Source organism: Roseixanthobacter pseudopolyaromaticivorans, from assembly GCF_043195145.2.
Lineage (GTDB): Bacteria > Pseudomonadota > Alphaproteobacteria > Rhizobiales > Xanthobacteraceae > NCEH01.
The window spans coordinates 664,188-682,556 of sequence record NZ_CM195539.1 but is presented as its reverse complement, the minus strand read 5'-3'; the positions used below and the strand labels follow the sequence as shown (position 1 = coordinate 682,556).

At 67.3% G+C, this 18,369-nt stretch carries 17 protein-coding genes; 12 read left to right on the top strand and 5 right to left on the bottom strand.

The annotated features are described in order from the left end of the window. Positions 1-29 precede the first annotated feature (29 nt). Entirely contained in the window at positions 30-719 is a 690-nt protein-coding gene (locus V5F68_RS03190; RefSeq protein ID WP_394014496.1) for a TetR/AcrR family transcriptional regulator, read from the bottom strand. Between the two features lie 269 nt (positions 720-988). On the opposite strand from V5F68_RS03190, the gene V5F68_RS03185 reads away from it, so the two are divergent. The 9 genes from V5F68_RS03185 to V5F68_RS03145 all read left to right on the top strand — a co-directional run bounded on the left by V5F68_RS03185 (position 989) and on the right by V5F68_RS03145 (position 9,961). After that, positions 989-1,852, top strand: a complete 864-nt coding sequence (locus V5F68_RS03185) for an FAD binding domain-containing protein (RefSeq protein WP_394014497.1) — start codon at positions 989-991, stop codon at positions 1,850-1,852. Continuing rightward, positions 1,849-2,340 carry a (2Fe-2S)-binding protein gene (locus V5F68_RS03180; protein ID WP_348847079.1) on the top strand — a complete coding sequence of 164 codons (492 nt, stop codon included), beginning with the start codon at positions 1,849-1,851 and terminating at the stop codon, positions 2,338-2,340. Before V5F68_RS03185 ends, V5F68_RS03180 begins: the two co-directional genes overlap by 4 nt. Then, complete coding sequence (locus V5F68_RS03175; RefSeq protein ID WP_394014498.1) at positions 2,337-4,709, top strand: xanthine dehydrogenase family protein molybdopterin-binding subunit; 2,373 nt, start codon at positions 2,337-2,339, stop codon at positions 4,707-4,709. The genes V5F68_RS03180 and V5F68_RS03175 overlap by 4 nt, the downstream gene beginning before the upstream one ends. A gap of 30 nt (positions 4,710-4,739) precedes the next feature. Continuing rightward, positions 4,740-5,987 (top strand): ABC transporter substrate-binding protein, encoded by a 1,248-nt coding sequence (locus V5F68_RS03170; protein WP_394014499.1) that lies wholly within the window; start codon positions 4,740-4,742, stop codon positions 5,985-5,987. A gap of 141 nt (positions 5,988-6,128) precedes the next feature. Further along, positions 6,129-7,001, top strand: a complete 873-nt coding sequence (locus tag V5F68_RS03165) for a branched-chain amino acid ABC transporter permease (protein ID WP_394014500.1) — start codon at positions 6,129-6,131, stop codon at positions 6,999-7,001. Between the two features lie 14 nt (positions 7,002-7,015). Next, a complete protein-coding gene (locus tag V5F68_RS03160) occupies positions 7,016-8,023 on the top strand; it encodes a branched-chain amino acid ABC transporter permease (protein ID WP_394014501.1) in 1,008 nt (335 codons plus the stop codon). Then, positions 8,020-8,775 (top strand): ABC transporter ATP-binding protein, encoded by a 756-nt coding sequence (locus V5F68_RS03155; protein ID WP_394014502.1) that lies wholly within the window; start codon positions 8,020-8,022, stop codon positions 8,773-8,775. The genes V5F68_RS03160 and V5F68_RS03155 overlap by 4 nt, the downstream gene beginning before the upstream one ends. Continuing rightward, a complete protein-coding gene (locus V5F68_RS03150; RefSeq protein WP_394014503.1) occupies positions 8,768-9,472 on the top strand; it encodes an ABC transporter ATP-binding protein in 705 nt (234 codons plus the stop codon). Before V5F68_RS03155 ends, V5F68_RS03150 begins: the two co-directional genes overlap by 8 nt. Before the next feature lie 21 nt (positions 9,473-9,493). Beyond that, entirely contained in the window at positions 9,494-9,961 is a 468-nt protein-coding gene (locus V5F68_RS03145; RefSeq protein ID WP_394014504.1) for an SRPBCC family protein, read from the top strand. A gap of 9 nt (positions 9,962-9,970) precedes the next feature. Here the strand turns inward: V5F68_RS03145 and V5F68_RS03140 are convergent, their stop codons facing one another. Next, positions 9,971-10,867, bottom strand: coding sequence for a LysR family transcriptional regulator (locus V5F68_RS03140; RefSeq protein ID WP_394014505.1), 897 nt, complete (start codon positions 10,865-10,867; stop codon positions 9,971-9,973). 116 nt (positions 10,868-10,983) lie between these two features. Between V5F68_RS03140 and V5F68_RS03135 the strand changes: the two genes are divergently transcribed. The 3 genes from V5F68_RS03135 to V5F68_RS03125 all read left to right on the top strand — a co-directional run bounded on the left by V5F68_RS03135 (position 10,984) and on the right by V5F68_RS03125 (position 15,479). Then, the gene (locus V5F68_RS03135; protein WP_394014506.1) at positions 10,984-12,474 is read left to right on the top strand and encodes a CoA-acylating methylmalonate-semialdehyde dehydrogenase; all 1,491 of its coding nucleotides are present in this window, start codon (positions 10,984-10,986) and stop codon (positions 12,472-12,474) included. 261 nt (positions 12,475-12,735) lie between these two features. Next, the gene (locus V5F68_RS03130; RefSeq protein WP_394104112.1) at positions 12,736-13,965 is read left to right on the top strand and encodes a hypothetical protein; all 1,230 of its coding nucleotides are present in this window, start codon (positions 12,736-12,738) and stop codon (positions 13,963-13,965) included. A 287-nt stretch (positions 13,966-14,252) separates the two neighbouring features. Continuing rightward, entirely contained in the window at positions 14,253-15,479 is a 1,227-nt protein-coding gene (locus V5F68_RS03125) for an MFS transporter (protein ID WP_394014508.1), read from the top strand. 19 nt (positions 15,480-15,498) lie between these two features. Here the strand turns inward: V5F68_RS03125 and V5F68_RS03120 are convergent, their stop codons facing one another. The 3 genes from V5F68_RS03120 to ftsY all read right to left on the bottom strand — a co-directional run bounded on the left by V5F68_RS03120 (position 15,499) and on the right by ftsY (position 18,367). Beyond that, the gene (locus V5F68_RS03120) at positions 15,499-16,071 is read right to left on the bottom strand and encodes an adenine phosphoribosyltransferase (RefSeq protein WP_394014509.1); all 573 of its coding nucleotides are present in this window, start codon (positions 16,069-16,071) and stop codon (positions 15,499-15,501) included. A gap of 138 nt (positions 16,072-16,209) precedes the next feature. Further along, the gene (locus tag V5F68_RS03115; RefSeq protein WP_394014510.1) at positions 16,210-16,953 is read right to left on the bottom strand and encodes a hypothetical protein; all 744 of its coding nucleotides are present in this window, start codon (positions 16,951-16,953) and stop codon (positions 16,210-16,212) included. A gap of 94 nt (positions 16,954-17,047) precedes the next feature. Continuing rightward, positions 17,048-18,367 (bottom strand): signal recognition particle-docking protein FtsY, encoded by a 1,320-nt coding sequence (gene ftsY, locus V5F68_RS03110; RefSeq protein WP_394014511.1) that lies wholly within the window; start codon positions 18,365-18,367, stop codon positions 17,048-17,050. Positions 18,368-18,369 lie beyond the last annotated feature (2 nt).

The following is an 18,369-nucleotide window of genomic DNA, read 5'->3' as shown; positions in this document are numbered from 1 at the left end:
CCCGCTTCATCGTCGCGCCCGGCCAAGCTTTAGTACTGCCCTCCCCTCGCCCCGCCAAGGTCGGCGCCGCGATCGCCGTCGCGCGATGGCAGGGCGCCTCGCTCCGCCTCGACAATGCTCTGCATGGTGAAGCGCGCGCCGTGCAGGAAGCTCCTCACCGCATCGCGCACCACGTCATCGAGGTGTTCCGGGGTCGGGGTACCGTACACGAAGCGGCGAATCGCCAGATAGAAGATGCGCCCGTGCAGGCCCCAGAACATTTCCGCCTCCCGCTCGCCGATGGGCGCCTCCTGCGGCGACGGCAGGCCGAGATCGTGCCGCAGCTCCGCGCAGGCCGGCAGGATGATGAGGTCGCGCACGATGGTGAGATAGCGGTTGGTGATGTCGAAAGACTTCAGTCCCGAAAAGACGAAGATCCGGACCCACTGATAATCGAAGACCTTCTCGACATATTGCAGATAGAAGGCGATCAGCCGCTCTTCGAGCGAATGGCTGCGGTCCTTGACCAGACGTTCCCAATCCGGATTCCAGCGGCTGAGATAGACGTGCTCGTACACGCGCTCGATCAGCGCTTCCTTACTGGGAAAATGGCGATAGATGGCGGAATGGGTGATGCCCATGCGCTTCGCCAGCTCGCGGGTCTGCCCCTCGAAGCCGTGTTCCGCGAAGAAGCGCGCCGCTTCCTCGACGATGGCCAGCTCGCGATCGGCCGCGCGCATGTTGCGGCGCCTGGGCCGCTCCGGCGCGTTGGCGGGCCCCGGTTCGGCGGGGTGAGCTTGGGTGGTGGCCTTCCGGCGCGGCGACGCCCCCTTCTCCAACAGCACGCTCTCCCTGCCCTTGGCCGCTCAACGCGGCGTCTCTTTCGATAGCCCAAACGAAGAAAGTGACCAAATGGTCATTTCTTATTGACAAGCGTTCGCAGCCGGGATCATTTTGTGACCAAGCGGTTACAAAATCCGCATGAGGAAAACGCCAGGGGAGTTTGCGCGTGAAAGCTCGCGCCTTCAGCTATGTCCGCGCCGATTCGCTTGCCGCCGCCCGTGCGGCATTCCTCGCCGCGTCCGGCGATGCCAGCTACATATCCGGCGGGCAGAGCCTTGTCCCCGCGCTCGCCCTACGGCTGCAGGCACCGGAGATCCTGGTGGACCTCGGCCATGTCGCGGACATGCGCGGGGTCACGCTGGAAGGCGACATGCTGCGCATCGGCGGCCTCACCCGCCACGCGCAGATGCTCACCGAACCTTTGATCGCCCGCCATGCGCCCTTGCTGGCGCAGGCCGCGCCCCATGTCGCGCATCCGGCGATCCGCAACCGCGGCACCCTGGGCGGCAGCGTCGCGCTGGCTGACCCCGCCTCCGAGTTTCCCGCCATGATGCTGGCCATGAACGCGCAGATGGAAATCTTCGGCGCCTCCGGCACTCGCCTCGTGCCGGCCGACGATTATTTCCAGGATCTCTACCAGACCGCGCTCGAACCCGGCGACATCCTCGTGGCGCTGCATGTGCCGAGCGTCGGCCCGCGCCATCGCTGGGCGTTCGACGAATTGACCCGCCGCCGGGGCGACTACGCCATGGTCGGCGCCGGCATCCAGGGCACGTTCGAGGAGGATGGACGCGTCGGCGACATCCGCATCGCCTTCTTCTCCGTCGCCGCGACGCCGGTGCGGGTTAAAAGCGTGGAAGCCGCGCTCGCCGGACAGGTCATCGACGCGCCGCTGATCGCCCAGGTCCAGGGCCTGATCGAAGCCGAGCTGGACCCCGCCGAGGACGAGCACCTGCCCCCCGCCATGCGGCTTCATCTGGCGCGCGTGCTGCTGGGCCGGCTGCTGCAAACCGTGAGTTCCCCCACATGAGCGCCCCCGTTCCCCTCGCTCTCACCGTCAATGGCGTAGAGGTGGCGCGCGCCGTCGCGCCGCGCACCACGCTCGCCGATTTCCTGCGGCTGGATCTCGAACTCACCGGCACCCATACGGGCTGTGAGATGGGCGCGTGCGGCGCCTGCCTGGTGATGATGGACGGCGTTCCCGTGCATTCCTGCCTCGTCCTCGCCGTGCAGGCCGAGGGCGCGGTGATCGAGACGGTGGAAGGCCTGTCCGAGCGCGGCGCCATCGCCGAGCTGCAGCAGGCCTTCCACCAGCGCAACGCCCTGCAATGCGGCTTCTGCACGCCCGGCGTTCTGGTGAATGCCCATGCCCTGCTGGAACAGGGCGGGATCCCCACGCGGGAGGAAATCCGCGACGCCCTTTCCGGCAATTATTGCCGCTGCACCGGCTATGAGGCGATCGTCGACGCCATCGAGACCACCGCGCGCCGCTGCGCCGCCGGCGAGGTGCGCCCATGAACGCGCCGACCAAGACGTTCGACCGGCCCGCCCATGTGGGCCAGCCCCTGTCGCGGCCCAATGCCAAGCGCCTGCTGGCGGGGCGCGGGCGCTATGTCACCGACATTACCCTGCCGCGCATGCTGCATGCCGCCTTCGTGCGCAGCCCCTATGCCCATGCCCGCATCGTGGATGTGGACATCGCCGCAGCGCAGGCCATGCCGGGCGTGCGCCTCGTCGCCACCGGCGCGGACCTCGCCCGCCTTTGCACGCCGTGGGTGGGAACGCTCGACCATTTCAAGGGCATGAAATCCCCGCCCCAATTGCCGCTGCCTTTGGAGCGCGCCGTGTGGGCCGGGCAGGCGGTGGTGGCCGTGGTGGCTGACACCCGCGCGCTCGCCGAGGATGCGGCGGAAATGGTCGCCATCACCTTCGAGGAACTGCCGCCGGTCACCGACCTCGACATGGCGCAGGCCGAGGGCGCGCCGCGCGTCTCCCCCGAGCTTGCCGACAATATGTGTTTTCGCGCCGGCCTCGACACCGGCGGCGTGGACGACATCTTCGCCACCGCCGCCCATGTGGTGGAAGGCGAATTCCGCTTCGGCCGCCACACCGGCGTGACGCTGGAGCCGCGCGCCATCATCGCCGATTACGATCCGAGCGAGGAGCGCCTGACCGTCCATCACGCGACGCAGACGCCCTATCAGTTCCAGGATCTCTACGCCCGCCATTACGGCATCGCCGAATCCCGCGTGCGGGTGATCGCGCCGGATGTGGGCGGCTCGTTCGGCGTGAAGCTGCATGTCTATCACGAGGACATGGCGGTGGTCGGGCTCTCCATGATGCTCGGACGGCCGGTGAAGTTCGTCGCCGACCGCACGGAAGCCTTCGTCTCCGACATCCACGCCCGCGACCACCGGGTGAAGGCGCGCGCCGCCGTGGCGGCGGACGGCACCATCCTCGCCATGGATGTGGAGGACGAGACCGCCGTCGGCGCTTTCTCCACCTATCCCCGCACCAGCGCGGTGGAGGGCAACCAGGTGATCCGCCTGATCGGCGCGCCCTATACGCTCGCCGGCTATCGCGCGGACCTCAAAGTGCTGTTCCAGAACAAGGTGCAGACCAGCCAGTATCGCGCGGTCGGCCATCCCATCGCCTGCGCGGTCACCGAGCGGCTGGTGGATCTGGCCGGGCAGAAGGCCGGGCTCGATCCCTTCGCGGTCCGCGCCCGGAACATGATCGCGGACGACGCCTATCCCTGCGCCTCGGCCACCGGCTACAAGTTCGAGGCGCTCTCCCACCAGGCCTGCCTCGCCAAGCTGCATACGCTGATGGAGTACGAGCGCCTGCGCGCCGATCAGGCCGAGGCCCGCGCGCGCGGCATCCATCGCGGCATCGGCATCGCCGCCTTCGTGGAAATCACCAATCCGAGCCCGGCCTTCTACGGCATCGGCGGCGCGCGCATCTCGGCGCAGGACGGCGCCATCGTGAAGATCACGCCCTCCGGCGAGGTGCGCTGCCTGATTTCGGTGACCGAGCAAGGCCAGGGCACCGAAACCATCATGGGCCAGATCGTCGCCGATCATCTCGGCGTCTCGCGCGACATCGTGCGGGTGATCACCGGCGATACCGAGGTGACGCCCCATGGCGGGGCCACCTGGGCCTGCCGGGGTGCCGGCATCGGCGGGGAAACCGCGCTGCAGGCGGCGCGCAAGCTCAAGGGCAATGTGCTCGCCGTCGCCGCCGCCATTCTCCAGGCCCAGCCCGACGCGCTGGACCTCGTGAACGGCGAGATCGTCGAGCGCGCCACCGGGCAGGCGCGCATCAGCCTCGCGGAGGTGGCGCGCATCGCCTATTTCCGCTCCGATACGCTGCCCGCCGGCACCAATGCCCAGCTCTCGGCGGTCCATCATTACGCGCCGCAGGGCTATCCCTTCGCCTTCACCAACGGCATCCACGGCTGCCATGTGGAGGTGGATGTCGAGACCGGCCTCGTGAAGATCCTCAAGCATTTCGTGGTGGAGGATTGCGGCCGCATCATCAATCCGCTGTTGGTGGAAGAGCAGGTGCGCGGCGGCGTGGTGCAAGGGCTGGGCGCGGCCTTCTACGAGGAATGCCTCTATGACGAGAGCGGCCAGCTCACCAATGGCTCGCTGGCCGATTACCTCGTGCCCATGTCGTGCGAGATGCCCGACATTCTGATCGACCACATGGAAACACCCACCAAGGACACCGAGCTCGGCGCCAAGGGCTGCGGTGAAGCCGGCACGGCGGCGGCCTCCGCCGCGGCGCTGAATGCGGTGAACGACGCCATCGCCCCGTTCAACGCCACGATCTCGCAGATTCCCATGACCCCCGCGCGGCTGCTGAAGGCGCTCGGGACCTACTGACTCATAAAAAACGACCCCTGGGAGGGACCTATGGCCAATTTTCTAAATCCGCCGATATCCGGCGTATCGCGCCGCGCCGTCCTGGCGGGCATGGGCGCCGGCATCGGCCTCATGGCGGCGCCCGCGATCCTGCGGGCGCAGACCGAGACCATCCGCATCGGCTTTCCCACCCCGCTCACCGGCCCGTTCGGCGCCGAGGCGAAGGACCAGGTGAAGAGCGCCGAGCTGGCGGTCAAGCTGGTCAATGACAAGGGCGGCATCGGCGGCCGCAAGGTCGAATTGCTGGTGCGCGACGACAAGCTGAATGCCGGCGAGGCCGCCACCCGCACCCTCGAACTGATCGAGAAGGACAAGGTGCACGCGATCGTCGGCGCGCTCTCCAGCGCCGTCCAGCTGGCGGTGAACGAAGTGACCCGTGCGCGCGGCGTGCTCTATGTTTCGATCAGCCAGTCCGACACCATCAACGAGGTGAAGGACTTCTCGCGCTTCACCTTCCATGAGGCGCTGAACCCGCACATGACCACCGCCGCGGTGGCGCGGAAGACTTTCAAGAAGGGCTCGAAGATCGCCTATCTCGTGGCGGACTACGCTTACGGCCATGAGATGCTGCGCGGCTTCAAGCGCGCCGCCGCCGCCATCGGCGCGGAGAATGTGGGCGAGATCCTGCACCCGTTCGGCGCCGCCGATTATTCGACCCTGATGCCGCGCATCCGCTCCATGAAGCCGGACATCCTGGCGATCTGCAACTTCGGCCGCGACCAGGCGAATTCCATCAAGCAGGCCAATGATTTCGGCCTGAAGCAGCAGATGCAGATCGTGGTTCCGGTGCTGCTCCACAACCAGCGGCTCGCGGTCGGCCCCGACGTGTTCGCGGGCGTGATCGGCGGCGCCAACTATTACTGGGGCCTGGAGAGCACCGTCCCCACGGCAAAGACGTTCAACGATGCCTTCAAGGCGGCCAATAACGGGGCCTACCCCACCGACTACGGCGCCTATGGCTTCACCGGCGTCGCCTCGCTCCTGCTCGCCATCGAGAAGGCGGGCAGCACCGACACGGACAAGATGGTCGAGGCGCTGCAGAACCTGAAATACGACGTCGCCAAGGGTCCGCAGCATTATCGCGCCTGCGACCACCAATCGGTGCAGGCGGTGCTGGTGCTGGAATCCAAGAAGAAGGCGGACATGGCGAACGAGCAGGATCTGTTCGCCATCATCGCCAACGATCCCGGCTCGGAAGACATGCTGCGCTCCTGCGCGGAGCTGGGCTTCCCGACCTGAGCTGCCGCTCACCCCAACCCTCTCCCCGACGGGGGGAGGGGGCGCACCCGGATTTCTCCCTTGAGGGGAGAGGGAAAGCGAAAGTTCACCTCACCTGACAGGGGGAGGAGACGACACAGAAAGCCGGAGCCGGACACCGACATGGATCTCGAACTCATCCTCATGCAGCTGTTTTCCGGCGTCGCGCTGGGCGCGGTGCTGATCATGGCGGCGCTCGGCCTCACCATCATCTTCGGCATGCTGGGCATCGTGAACTTCGCCCATGGGGCGCTGTTCATGGTGGGTGCCTATGCCGGCGTGTGGGTGGCCGAGCAGACCGGCAATTTCTGGTGGGCGCTGCTGCTCGCGCCGTTGGCGGTGGGCGCGTTCGGCATGCTGATCGAGCGCTTCCTCATCCGCCCGCTCTACAAGCGCTCGGTGGATGATCCGCTGCTGCTCACCTTCGGCCTCGGCTATGTGCTGGTGGAAGCGGTGCGCATCGTGTTCGGCACCGATGGCGTGCCGTTCGCCACCCCCGAGGCGCTGACCGGCGTGGTGGATCTCGGCGTCGGTTATTTCCCGCTCTACCGCCTGTTCGTGGTCGGCCTCGTGGCGGTGGTGCTGCTGGCGCTCTGGTTCGCGCTGGAGAAAACCAGGTTCGGCCTGATCGTGCGGGCCGGCGCCAAGGACCCGCTGATGATGCGGGTGCTCGGGGTGGATATCAGCGCTTTGTGGCTGGCGGTCTTCGGCCTCGGCGTGGCGCTCACCGCGCTCGGCGGCGTGCTGGCCGCGCCCATGCGCAACGTGACGCCGGAAATGGGCACGCTGGTGCTGGCCGAAGCGTTCGTCGTCACGGTCATCGGCGGCATGGGGTCCCTGCTCGGCGCCGTGATCGCCGGGCTGGTGGTGGGCGTGGCGGTCTCCATGACCGCCCTGTTCGCCCCGGAGATGGCGACCATCGTCATGTTCGCGCTGATGGCGCTCGTCCTTCTGTTCCGCCCGCAAGGCCTGTTCGGCCAAAGCGCGCGCGCATGAGCGGAGATCCTTCCATGCCCCCTTCCCCGGCTTCCGCCGCCGCCCCGCCGCTGGCCGCGCGGACGGGCGTGAAAACCACCGGCCTCGCCGCCGCGCTCCAGCGCTGGCGGGTCGCGCTGTCGATCCTCGCCCTCTGCCTGCTGCCCTGGGTGCTGCCCTCGCAGGCGCTGGCGGTGAACGTGCTGGTCTTCGGCCTGTTCGCGGTCGGCTACAATCTGCTGTTCGGCTACACCGGCCTGCTCTCCTTCGGGCACGCGGCGTTCTTCGGCGGCGGCGCCTATCTCACCGGCATCGCCATCGCCCATTTCGGCCTCGGCTGGTTTCCCGCCATGCTGGTGGGCGTGCTGGGCGCGGGGGTGCTCGCCGCGATCATGGGCGCGCTGTCGATCCGCACCCGCGGCATCTATTTCTCCATGGTGACGCTGGCGCTCTCCCAACTCGTCTATTACGTGGCGCTCCAGGCGAGTTCCTGGACCGGCGGCGAGAACGGCCTGCGCGGCTTCACCGTCTCGACCATCAATCTGTTCGGCTTCACCGTGGATTTCCTCGACCCGGTGAAGAAATACTATGTGCTGATGGTATTCGCGGCGCTGGCGCTGTGGTTCGTCTCGCGGCTGCTGAATTCGCCCTTCGGCGCAGTGATCGAGGCGATCCGCGAGAACGAGACGCGGGCGCGCGCCTGCGGCTATGACGTGGAGCGCACCAAGCTCATCGTCTTCATCCTCTCCGGCCTTATCTGCGGGCTCGCGGGATCGCTCTCCGCCCTGCATCTCGCCATCGTGCCGCTGGATACGCTGCACTACCAGACCTCGGGCCTGGTGGTGATGATGACCCTGCTCGGCGGCGCCGGCAGCTTCTTCGGGCCGTTCGTGGGCGCCCTGGTGTTCCTGCTGATTGAGGACGTGGCCTCGCTCTGGACCTCCCACTGGCAGCTCATCGTCGGGCTGATCTTCATCGTCTTCGTGCTGTTCCTGCCGAAGGGCATCTGGGGCACCCTCATTTCCCGGAGGTCGCAGGGATGACGACGCCGCTTCTCTCCGTCGAGAACATCGGCCGCAGCTTCGGCGGGTTCGTCGCGCTCGCCGATATCAGCGCCAGCTTCGCGCCGCGCAAGGTCACCGCCATCATCGGCCCGAACGGTGCCGGCAAGAGCACCTTCTTCAACGTGCTGTCCGGCGTGCTGCCGCCCTCCACCGGGGCGATCCGTTTCAAGGGCAAGGATCTGACCGGGCTGCGCCAGCACAAGTTCGTACACCTCGGCATCGCCCGCTCCTACCAGATCACCAACATCTTCCCCGAGCTGACGGTGCACGAGAACGTGCGCGTGGCGGCGCAGGCCTTCGTCGCGCGTTACGACGTCTTCTCCAATCGCGACCGCTACGGGGAACTCGACGAGAAGGCCCACGCGGCGCTCGCCGCCGTCGGGCTTCACGCCAAGGCGCATCGCACCGCCAAGGCGCTCGCCCATGGCGAGCAACGGGCGCTGGAGATCGCCATCGCGCTCGCAGCCGATCCTGAGCTGCTGCTGCTCGACGAGCCAACCGCCGGCATGGGCCCGGAGGAGACCAAGGAGATGGTCGCGCTCATCGAAAAGCTCGCCGCCGAGCGCACGATCCTGCTCGTCGAGCACAAGATGAAGATGATCCTCGGCCTCAGCGATCGCATCCTGGTGCTGCATCACGGCCGGCTGATCGCCGACGGCACGCCCCAATCCATCCAGACGGACAAGGAAGTCCGTCGCGTCTATCTGGGTCAGAACGATGGCTATGCTTGAGATCGAAGGCCTGGATGCCTGGTACGGCGCAAGCCACATTCTCCACAAGGTGAGCCTGAAGGTGGAGAAAGGCGAGATCGTCGCCCTGGTCGGCCGCAACGGCGCGGGCAAGACCTCCACCTTGCGCGCGGTGATGGGGCTGATGCCGCGCGCCACCGGGCGGGTGCGCTTCGACGGCACCGAGCTTCTGCCGCGCGCCGCGCATGAGCGCTTCAAGCTCGGCCTCGCCTATGTGCCGGAGGAACGGCGCATCGTGCAGGGGCTGACCGTGCGGGAAAACCTGCAGCTCGGCCTCGTCGCGTCGGCCAAGAAGATCGACGAGCGCACGGCCATCGACGAGATCGCCGAGAGCTTCCCGCGCCTGAAGGAGCGCCTGCACCAGCAGGGCACCACCATGTCGGGCGGCGAGCAGCAGATGCTGGCCATCGCCCGCGCCATGATCGCGAAACCCTCCATGATCCTGCTGGACGAACCCTCCGAGGGCATCATGCCGGTGCTGGTGGAGGAGATGGGCGTGCTGTTCCGCAAGATGCGCGACCAGGGCATGACCCTGGTGCTGGTGGAGCAGAATGTCGAATGGGCATTGAAGCTGGCGGACCGGGCGGTCATCATCGACCAGGGTGAAATCGTCCACGAAAGCAGCGCCGCCGCGCTTCTGGCCGACAAGGACATTCAGGATCGCTATTGCGCCGTGTGAGCGCTCGAAAGGACTTTCGTCATGGAAATCGTCGGCGAATATCGCATCGCCGCGCCGCGCGAGACGGTGTGGAAGGCCATCCTCGATCCGCAAATGCTGCGCGCCTGCATCCCCGGCTGCCAGGAGTTGACCGAAACCGGCCCCAACGCCTTCGCCGCCAAGGTGCAGATCAAGGTGGGCCCGGTCTCCGCCAATTTCGCCGGCACGGTGGAATTACAGGACATCACGCCCCCGGAAGGCTGCCGCATCGTCGGCCAGGGCAGCGGCGGGGTGGCCGGCTTCGCGAAGGGCGATGCCGTGGTGACGCTGGCCGAGGACGGTGAGGAAACCGTGCTCACCTACAAGGCCGACGCGCAGATCGGCGGCAAGCTCGCCTCCCTCGGCGGCCGGCTGATCCAGGCCACGGCGCGCAAGCTGGCGGACCAATTCTTCTCCACCTTCACCAAGGCGCTGAACGGCGAGGGCGAGGCGGAGAAGGCGGCGTCCTAGCGCGCCGTCTCAACGTCCCGACCCCACCACGAACGCGCCTCGGCTGGCGCGCACCTCGTCGACGATGAAGCGCTCGGTCTCGGCGATGCGGCGCAGGTCGCGCAAATCCGCGTGCACCACCAGCCAATAGGTGCGCGAGAAGGTGACGGCGGGGAGGATGCGCACCAGCTCCGGGCAGGCGGCGGCGGCATAATCGTGCAGGATGCCGAGCCCCGCCCCGGCCCGGATCGCCTCCAGCTGGCCCACCACGCTCGCGCATTCGAACCGCCGCGCGGTCAGCTCGATCAGCGCGCCCATATAGTCGAGGCCCGAGCTGTAGGTGAGATCCTGCACATAGGTCACGAGCGTGCGGTCGGCGAGGTTCGCCTCATGCTCCACCGGCCCGGTCCGGTCGAGATAGGACCGGGCGGCATAGACCCCGAGCGAATAGTCCGTGAGCTTGCGCCCGAACAGCCGCCCTTCCTGCGGCCGCTCCAGGATGATGGCGATGTCCGCCTCGCGCTTGGAGAGCGAAAACGTGCGCGGCAGCGGCACCAATTGCACCACCAGGTCGGGATGCTGACCGGCGAACCGCGCCAGCCGGGAGGCGAGGAAATAGGTGCCGAACCCATCCGGCGCGCCGATGCGCACCGTGCCTTCCAGCTTGAGATCGGCATTGCCCAGCAGGGCGCGGGCGCGCAGCATCTCGCTTTCCACCCGCTCGGCCATGGGCAGGAATTGCTCGCCGATGGCGGTGAGCGTGCAGCCGCTCGGCCGGCGCTCGAACACCTTCGCCCCGAGATCGGCCTCCAAGGCGGTGAGCCGGCGCGTGACGGTGGCGTGGTCCAGCCCGAGCTTGCGGGCGGCGGAGAGCATCTGCCCGGCGCGCGCCACGGCCAGAAACACGCGGGCATGGTCCCAATTCATCGCGGAGAAATCCCGGCATACGCCAAAAAACGCGGAATGAGTCCGAGATCTTAGGCGTTGCTCCGCGCGGATACCAGAGATCAAGTGCGGCAGGATTTCGCGCGGGAGCACACCTCATGCACACCATCGGCCATTACATTCACGGGCGCCATATCACGGGCGAGGACCGCTCGGCCCCCACCTTCGAGCCTGCAACGGGCGAGCAGATCGGCACCGTGCTGCTGGCCTCCACCGCGCGCGTCGACGAGGCCGTGCAAGCAGCGGCTGCCGCCCTGCCGGCCTGGGCGACGCTGCCGGCGCCGGCCCGCGCCCGCGTCATGTTTCGCTTCAAGGACCTTTTGGAGCGCAATATCGACGATCTCGCCGCCCTCATCAGCCGCGAGCACGGCAAGACGGTGGAAGACGCCAAGGGCGAGCTGGTGCGCGGCATCGAGGTGGTGGAATTCGCCTGCGGCATCCCGCATTTGCTGAAGGGCGAATTCTCCGATCAGGTCGGGCGCGGCATCGATACTTTCTCTCAGCGCCACCCGGTCGGCGTGTGCGCGGGCATCACCCCGTTCAACTTCCCGGCCATGGTGCCCATGTGGATGTTCCCGGTGGCGATTGCCTGCGGCAACACCTTCGTGCTCAAGCCCTCCGAGAAGGACCCGAGCCTCTCCCTGCGCCTTGCCGATCTGCTGGCCGAATCCGGCCTCCCGGCCGGCGTGTTCAACGTGGTCAACGGCGACAAGGAGGCGGTGGACGCGCTGCTGAGCCATCCCAAGGTGGCGGCGGTGAGCTTCGTCGGCTCCACGGCGGTGGGCGAATATGTCTATAAGACCGCCGCCGCCAACGGAAAGCGCGCCCAGGCCCTGTGCGGCGCCAAGAACCATCTGGTGGTGATGCCCGACGCCGACCTGGACAAGACCGTCGATGCCCTCATGGGCGCCGGCTACGGCTCGGCCGGCGAGCGCTGCATGGCCGTCTCGGTTGCGGTGGCGGTGGGTGGCGTCGGCGACGCGCTCATGGAGCGGCTGGAGCCGCGCGTACGCGCGCTGAAGGTCGGTCCGGGCAATGATCCGGCGAGCGAGATGGGGCCCCTCGTCACCAAGGAGCATCTCGCCAAGGTGCGCGGCTATGTGGACCTCGGCGTTTCCGAGGGCGCGAAGCTGACGGTGGACGGGCGCGGCCTCAAGCTGCAGGGCTATGAGAACGGCTATTACATCGGCGGCTGCCTGTTCGACGACGTCACCCCCGACATGCGCATCTACAAGGAGGAGATCTTCGGCCCCGTGCTCTCCGTGGTGCGCGTGCCGAGCTTCGACGAGGCGCTTCAGCTCGTGAACGACCACGAATACGGCAATGGCGCCGCCATTTTCACCCGCGACGGCGATGCCGCCCGCGCGTTCGACTATGGCGTGCTGGCCGGCATGGTGGGCATCAACGTGCCGATCCCGGTTCCCATCGCCTATCACTCCTTCGGCGGCTGGAAGCGGTCGATCTTCGGGGATCGCAACGTCTATGGCCTGGAGGGCGTGGGCTTCTACACCCGCCTGAAGACCACCACCTCGCGCTGGCCGGCGGGCATCCGCACCGGCGCCGAGTTCGTCATGCCCGTTCTGGGCTGAGCGCGGTTGCGCATTGGCCGGGATTGCGCCCTCCCCAGGCGGGGACAGGGACGATCCCGGCCGCAGCCGTCTGGCGCAGCCGGTTCATGTCCGGTTGAGGCAGCACTCTACCGTGTGCACGTGCGTATTCGCGAAAATACACCCTCACGACCTGCATAAATAAACGCAGGCTCCGCATAAGTTGTATTTGTCGCGGTTGTAATAATTTCATGACGAACCGGGCTCTATGGTCAAGGTGACGCTGACCTGGAGCTTCGACCCATGCCCGAACTTCCCCCAAACTGGGAATCCGATGCGAGATTTCGCTATCGGACCGTCGACGGCACGCTGAACCTCCCGCAAATGTCGGATGCGGAATGCACGGTTCTGATCTGGAACACGGGCCGCAATCCCCTGAGCCACCCCGGCCATGCAGCGGTGCTGATGCGGCGCCAACGCGCCGAGGATTACACCACCGCGATCTGGGAGAACGCGGACCTGACGCGCTATTTCAGTTTCTGGCCCGGGGCGAACGCGGAGAAGGGCAATAAAGATTCCAACGGCATGGTCGCTGGGCATTTCATGAACAACTTTGCGCATGACCTCATTGCCGAGACCCCAAGCTCGACCAACGATCTTCTAGCCGACAAGCCCCATCTGGCCCGGCCGAACCAGAAGATGATCATGTTGAACCGGGTTCACGCAATAGAAAAGCCGCAGTCCAGCGACCCATCGCGAAAGTCATACGATCTCAAGGAAATTCCGAACGCGGGACGCTGGTCCAATTTCCCGGAAGATTATTATCACATCCCGGCCCTTCGGCATGATAACCCGAAGCGTCTCGGCCTCGACCTGGAGCGCATCGCCCACTGGACGGAAACCATAACCAAAGACGAAAATTTCAAGTACAAATTGATTTCAAAGAAAAGCAATTGCGCAGGCGCCGCCATGCGAGCCATCGACGAAGGCGGCGCGAAGGCTTTCGCCAAAGCCCTGAACGACACGTACGACGTGTATTCTCCCAATGCCCAGATCGCCTACATGACGCCGAGCGATTGCAAGTCCTATGTTAATCTCGTCTGCTCGGGCATCTTCATAACCAACAACATGCTTCAGGAAATCGAGAATTACGTCGCGCGCCAAAACGCCGAGGCGCTTATGAGGGACCGCATGACGGCGGATATTTTCACCTTGGCGGACTGGAACACGGTGAGCCATCGCAAAGGCTTCTTCAGCGGCATGCGCGGCTTCACCTTGCGCGCGCTCGACAAGCAGATCGAGCGGTACCACAAGTATGATTGGGGCATGAACTACAACAATAAACTGGCCGCCTTCATCGGCATCATCAAGGCCACCCATACGCACAATCTGAAAAGCACGAGCGGGCAGCGCGACATGGCGTTCACGCTGCTGAGCGTGCAGATCCTGCGGGTGTGCGAACACCTGGCGAGCGGGCAGACGGTGTTCAAGGTGCCAAGCTCGGTCGCCCTCGACGCCCCATTCTACGTCTAGCCTTCTACGTCTGGCCCTGCCCCGTCGGCGCCCCGCGTTCAGAAGGAAGGGCAAGGCCGCTCTGCACCTCCCGCATGGCACCGGCGGCAGCTCTGCCGCCAGGGCCTTGACGCTCCTAGGGAACATCCGTCTCCTTGGCGCGCCGGCGCCGCGAGCGAAGGCGTCCTGGATTCGCCGATGGTCATGCCTTGCCCACGTGTCCCGCGCCCCGCGCGGTGCCCTTGCCCCTCCCTTGCGTCCAACCGTGGCCTCTTTCGCGGCGGGCCCGGCGCGCGGCGGAGGAGGCCGTGAACGCCGAACCCGGCTCCCGCCCGCAGGCCGCGGAACCGCACATCGGCCTCTTGCCCCTGCTCGCCGAGACGATCTCTGTGCAGGCGCTGGGCACCATGGCGGTGCTGATGGTGCCGGCCCTGGCCCCGGCCATCGCGCGCGACCTCGGCGTGCCGACCGCGAGCGTGGGCTATCAGATTTCCCTGGTCTATTTCGCCGCCATGAGCGCATCGCTCATCGCCGGCACGCTCGTCGCCTGGTACGGCCCGTGCCGCACCGGGCAGAGCGCCATGCTGCTGCATGCCTGCGGCTGCTTGCTGGCGAGCATCCCCACCCTTCCCACCATGGCGCTCGGCGCCTTCGTGACCGGGCTCGGCTATGGCCTTATCAATCCGGCGGCCTCCGAACTGCTGATGCGCCACGCGCCGGCGAACCGCCGCAACCTGATCTTCTCCCTGAAACAGACGGGTGTGCCGCTGGGCGGCATGGCGGCCGGCCTGTTCGGGCCGCAGATCGCGCTGACGCTGGGCTGGCACGCGGCGCTGATCTGCGTCGCCGGCCTGTGCGTGCTGGTGGCCGCCCTCTCCCAGCTCGGCCGGGCCGAACTCGACCGGCACCGCAGCCGCGCGGGCAGCAGCCGGCTGCTGTCGTTCACGGCCATCAAGCTGGTCCTGCGGGAACCCCGCCTGCGCTGGCTCGCGCTCTCCTCCTTCTGCTTCTCGGCGGTGCAGCTGTGCCTCATCACCTTCCTGGTGGCGCTGCTGGTGGAGGATCTTGGCTTCTCCCTGGTCCAGGCGGGCGCGATCCTGGCGGCGGTTCAGGTCTCGGGGGCGGTCGGCCGCGTGCTGTGGGGCCAGGTGGCGGACATGGCCCATGATGGCCTGGGCGTGTTGGTGTTCCTCGCTTTGCTCATGGGCGGCGCCGCGGCGCTGGTCATGATCGCCGCGCCGGACTGGCCGCTGCCGGCCATCGTCGCCCTGCTGCTGACGCTTGGCGTTTCCGCCGTGGGCTGGAACGGCGTCTATCTCTCGGAAGTGGCGCGCAACAGCCCGGCGCGGGCGGTGGGCACCACCACCGGCGCGGCCATGTTCTTCACCTTCACCGGCGTGGTGTTCGGGCCCGTGATCTTCTCGCAGATCCATGACCGGGTGGGCAGCTACATGGGCAGTTACGGCCTGCTGGTGGCGCTTTCAGCGGCCGGCGGCGCGATGATCCTCGCCGCCCGCCTGCGCGGCGCCCGCTGAGGCGTGCGACCGGCGCTGCTCAGTGCCCGTCGAAGGCCATGAGCGTGCGCACCGGCACGCCCATGGCGCGCAGCTTGGCCGCGCCGCCGAGGTCCGGCAGATCGATGATGAAGCAGGCGGCCTCCACCTGCACGCCCATGTTGCGCAACAGCTTCACCGCGCCCTCGGCAGTGCCGCCGGTGGCGATGAGATCGTCCACCAGCACCACCTTCTCGCCGGCGCTCACCGCGTCCACGTGCATCTCCATCTCGTCCTGGCCATATTCCAGGGCATAGGCCATGCGCACGGTCTGATGGGGCAGCTTGCCCTTCTTGCGGATCGGCACGAAGCCGGCGCACAGCTGGTGCGCCACCGCCCCGCCGATGATGAAGCCGCGCGCCTCGATGCCCGCCACCTTGTCGATCTTCGCGCCGGCCCAAGGCTGCACCAGTTCGTCCACCGCGCGGCGGAACGCACGGGCATTGCCGAGCAAGGTGGTGATGTCGCGGAACAGGATGCCGGGCTTGGGATAATCCACGATGGTGCGGATCGCGGCGCGCAGGTCGGTCGCCTCGGCGGGCGCGGACGGCAGGGGAGAGGTGGCGATCGTCATGGGACACCCTGGTTCGGCCGGCGGGGCGCAGCATGGCCCGCTCCGCACGTGAGGATTTTGCCGGGCTTAACACTGTTGCCGGCCCATTGTCTGCCCGCAAGCGGCCGCACACCTCGGTGTGAAGACGCCCGGCGCGTCTCAGTCGGCGCCCTCGCATTCCAGCTTCTGGCGCGGAAAGGCTTCGGCGAGCGATTGAATCAGCACCGCGCGCGCCGCTTCGCCTGCGGGATCGTTCACCTTGAGCGTGGGCACGGCGCAGTTGTTCCAGGCGTGGGTGATGAGATAGAGCCGCATCCAGCCGGCGGAATCCGGCACCGCGGCGTGGCGCAGCTCGCGCGCGGCGCAGGCCTGGGGATTGACGTTCTTGGTGCAGGAGGCGGCGATGCTCTCGCGCCACACGGCGGAAAGGTCGCCCTTGCCTTCCAGCGCATCCACATAGACGCCGCAGGCCGCGGGCGCGGGGGTGAAATCGCGCAGCGCGGCGGGGGTGGTGAATGCCTTCAGCTTGGCGATGTTGAAGCTGCAGAAATCGGCAACGGCCGCCTTGACCTTGGCGTGGAAATCCTGCGCCCCCGGCAGATCCAGCGGCTTTAGCGCGGCGGCGGCCGCCTCGATGCGCGCGCACTTGGCGGCATAGGCGGCGGCGTTCACGCGCCCCATGTCGGCCGGCTTGTTCGGAAAGCTGGGCGAGGGCGCGGCGGAGAGCGTGTAGTCATAGACCAGGGCCAGGGTATCGCGCAGGCCCTTTTCGTCGGTCTTGGCGGGGTCGAACCACACCCGCCCGGAACAGGCGCCGTCCGCGAAGGACACGGACTTCTGCGCCGCGCCGGCCGCCCCGCTCCACAGGCAGGCCAAGAGAACAATCCACACCCGCGACGCCATCGCATGCCCCCATCGGCCGCACCCGGCCGTCATGGAAAAGCATAGCCATGCCCCGCGCAAGAATCTGCATCCCCCACGCGCCCGACGCGCGATTTTAGCGCGCGTCCGTCTCGATGCCGGCGATGGCGCGGGCGAAATCGGCGGCTGCGAAGGGCTGGAGGTCCTCCGCCCCCTCCCCGACGCCGATCAGATGCACCGGCAGGGCGAACTTCGCGGCGATGGCCACAAGGATGCCGCCGCGCGCGGTGCCGTCCAGCTTGGTCATGACAAGCCCGGTGACACCGGCGATCTTGGTGAACACCTCCACCTGGGAGAGCGCGTTCTGGCCGACGGTGGCATCCAGCACCAGCAGCACCGCATGCGGCGCCCCAGGCTCCAGCTTCTTCACCACGCGCACCACCTTTTCCAGCTCGGCCATCAGTTCGGTGCGGTTCTGCAGGCGCCCGGCGGTGTCGATGAGCAGGATGTCGGCGCCCTCGGCGCGTGCCTGGGTGATGGCGTCATGGGCGACGCCGGCCGCGTCCGCCCCCGGCTCGCGGGCGACCACGCTGGCGCCGGTGCGCGCGCCCCACACCTTCAATTGCTCGATGGCGGCAGCGCGGAAGGTATCGCCCGCCGCCAGCATCACCTTGCGGCCTTCGCTCTTCCATTGCGCGGCGAGCTTGCCGATGGTGGTGGTCTTGCCCGAGCCGTTCACCCCCACCATGAGGATGATGAAGGGCTTTTGCGCCGTGTCGATCACCAGCGGCCGGGCGACCGGGGCGAGGATGGATTCCACCTCGGCGGCGATCAGGCCCTTCACCTCGTCGGCGCCGATCATCTTGTCATGCCGCCCGCGTCCGACCTCGGTGACGATGCGCGCGGCCGTTGCCGTGCCGAGATCGGCGCGGATCAGGATATCCTCCAGCTCCTCCAAGGTCTCGGCATCGAGCTTGCGCTTGGAGACAAGGTCGGTGATGCCCTGGGTGAGGCTGGAGGCGGTGCGCGCCAGCCCGCTGGTGAGGCGACGCCAGAAGCTGGTCTTCGCACCCTCGGCATCGGTGGCGGCCGGCGTCTCGGCCGGGACGGACTCCACGGGCTCTATTTCGGCAGGCGCGATCGCCGGTACGGCCGGCTCCTGAACCGGGGGCTCCTCGACGGCGGCCTCGGAAACGGCCTCCTGTGCCAGTGCCGCTTCCACCTCGGCAACGTCCTGGACAGGTGCGGCCGAGGCTTCTTCGTGCGCCTGCACGTCCGCATCCGTCTCGGCCGCGGGCGCGACGCCCTCCGGCGCTGCGGGCGCAAGCGGCTCCGGCTCGGCGACCGGGGCCTCGGGCGCGGGCGTTTCGGGCTCGTTGCCCCAGCCTCCGGTCAGGCGGCTCCAGAGGCCTTTCTTCTTGGGGGCCGGCGGGGGACCGTTCTCGGTGTCGCTCATCA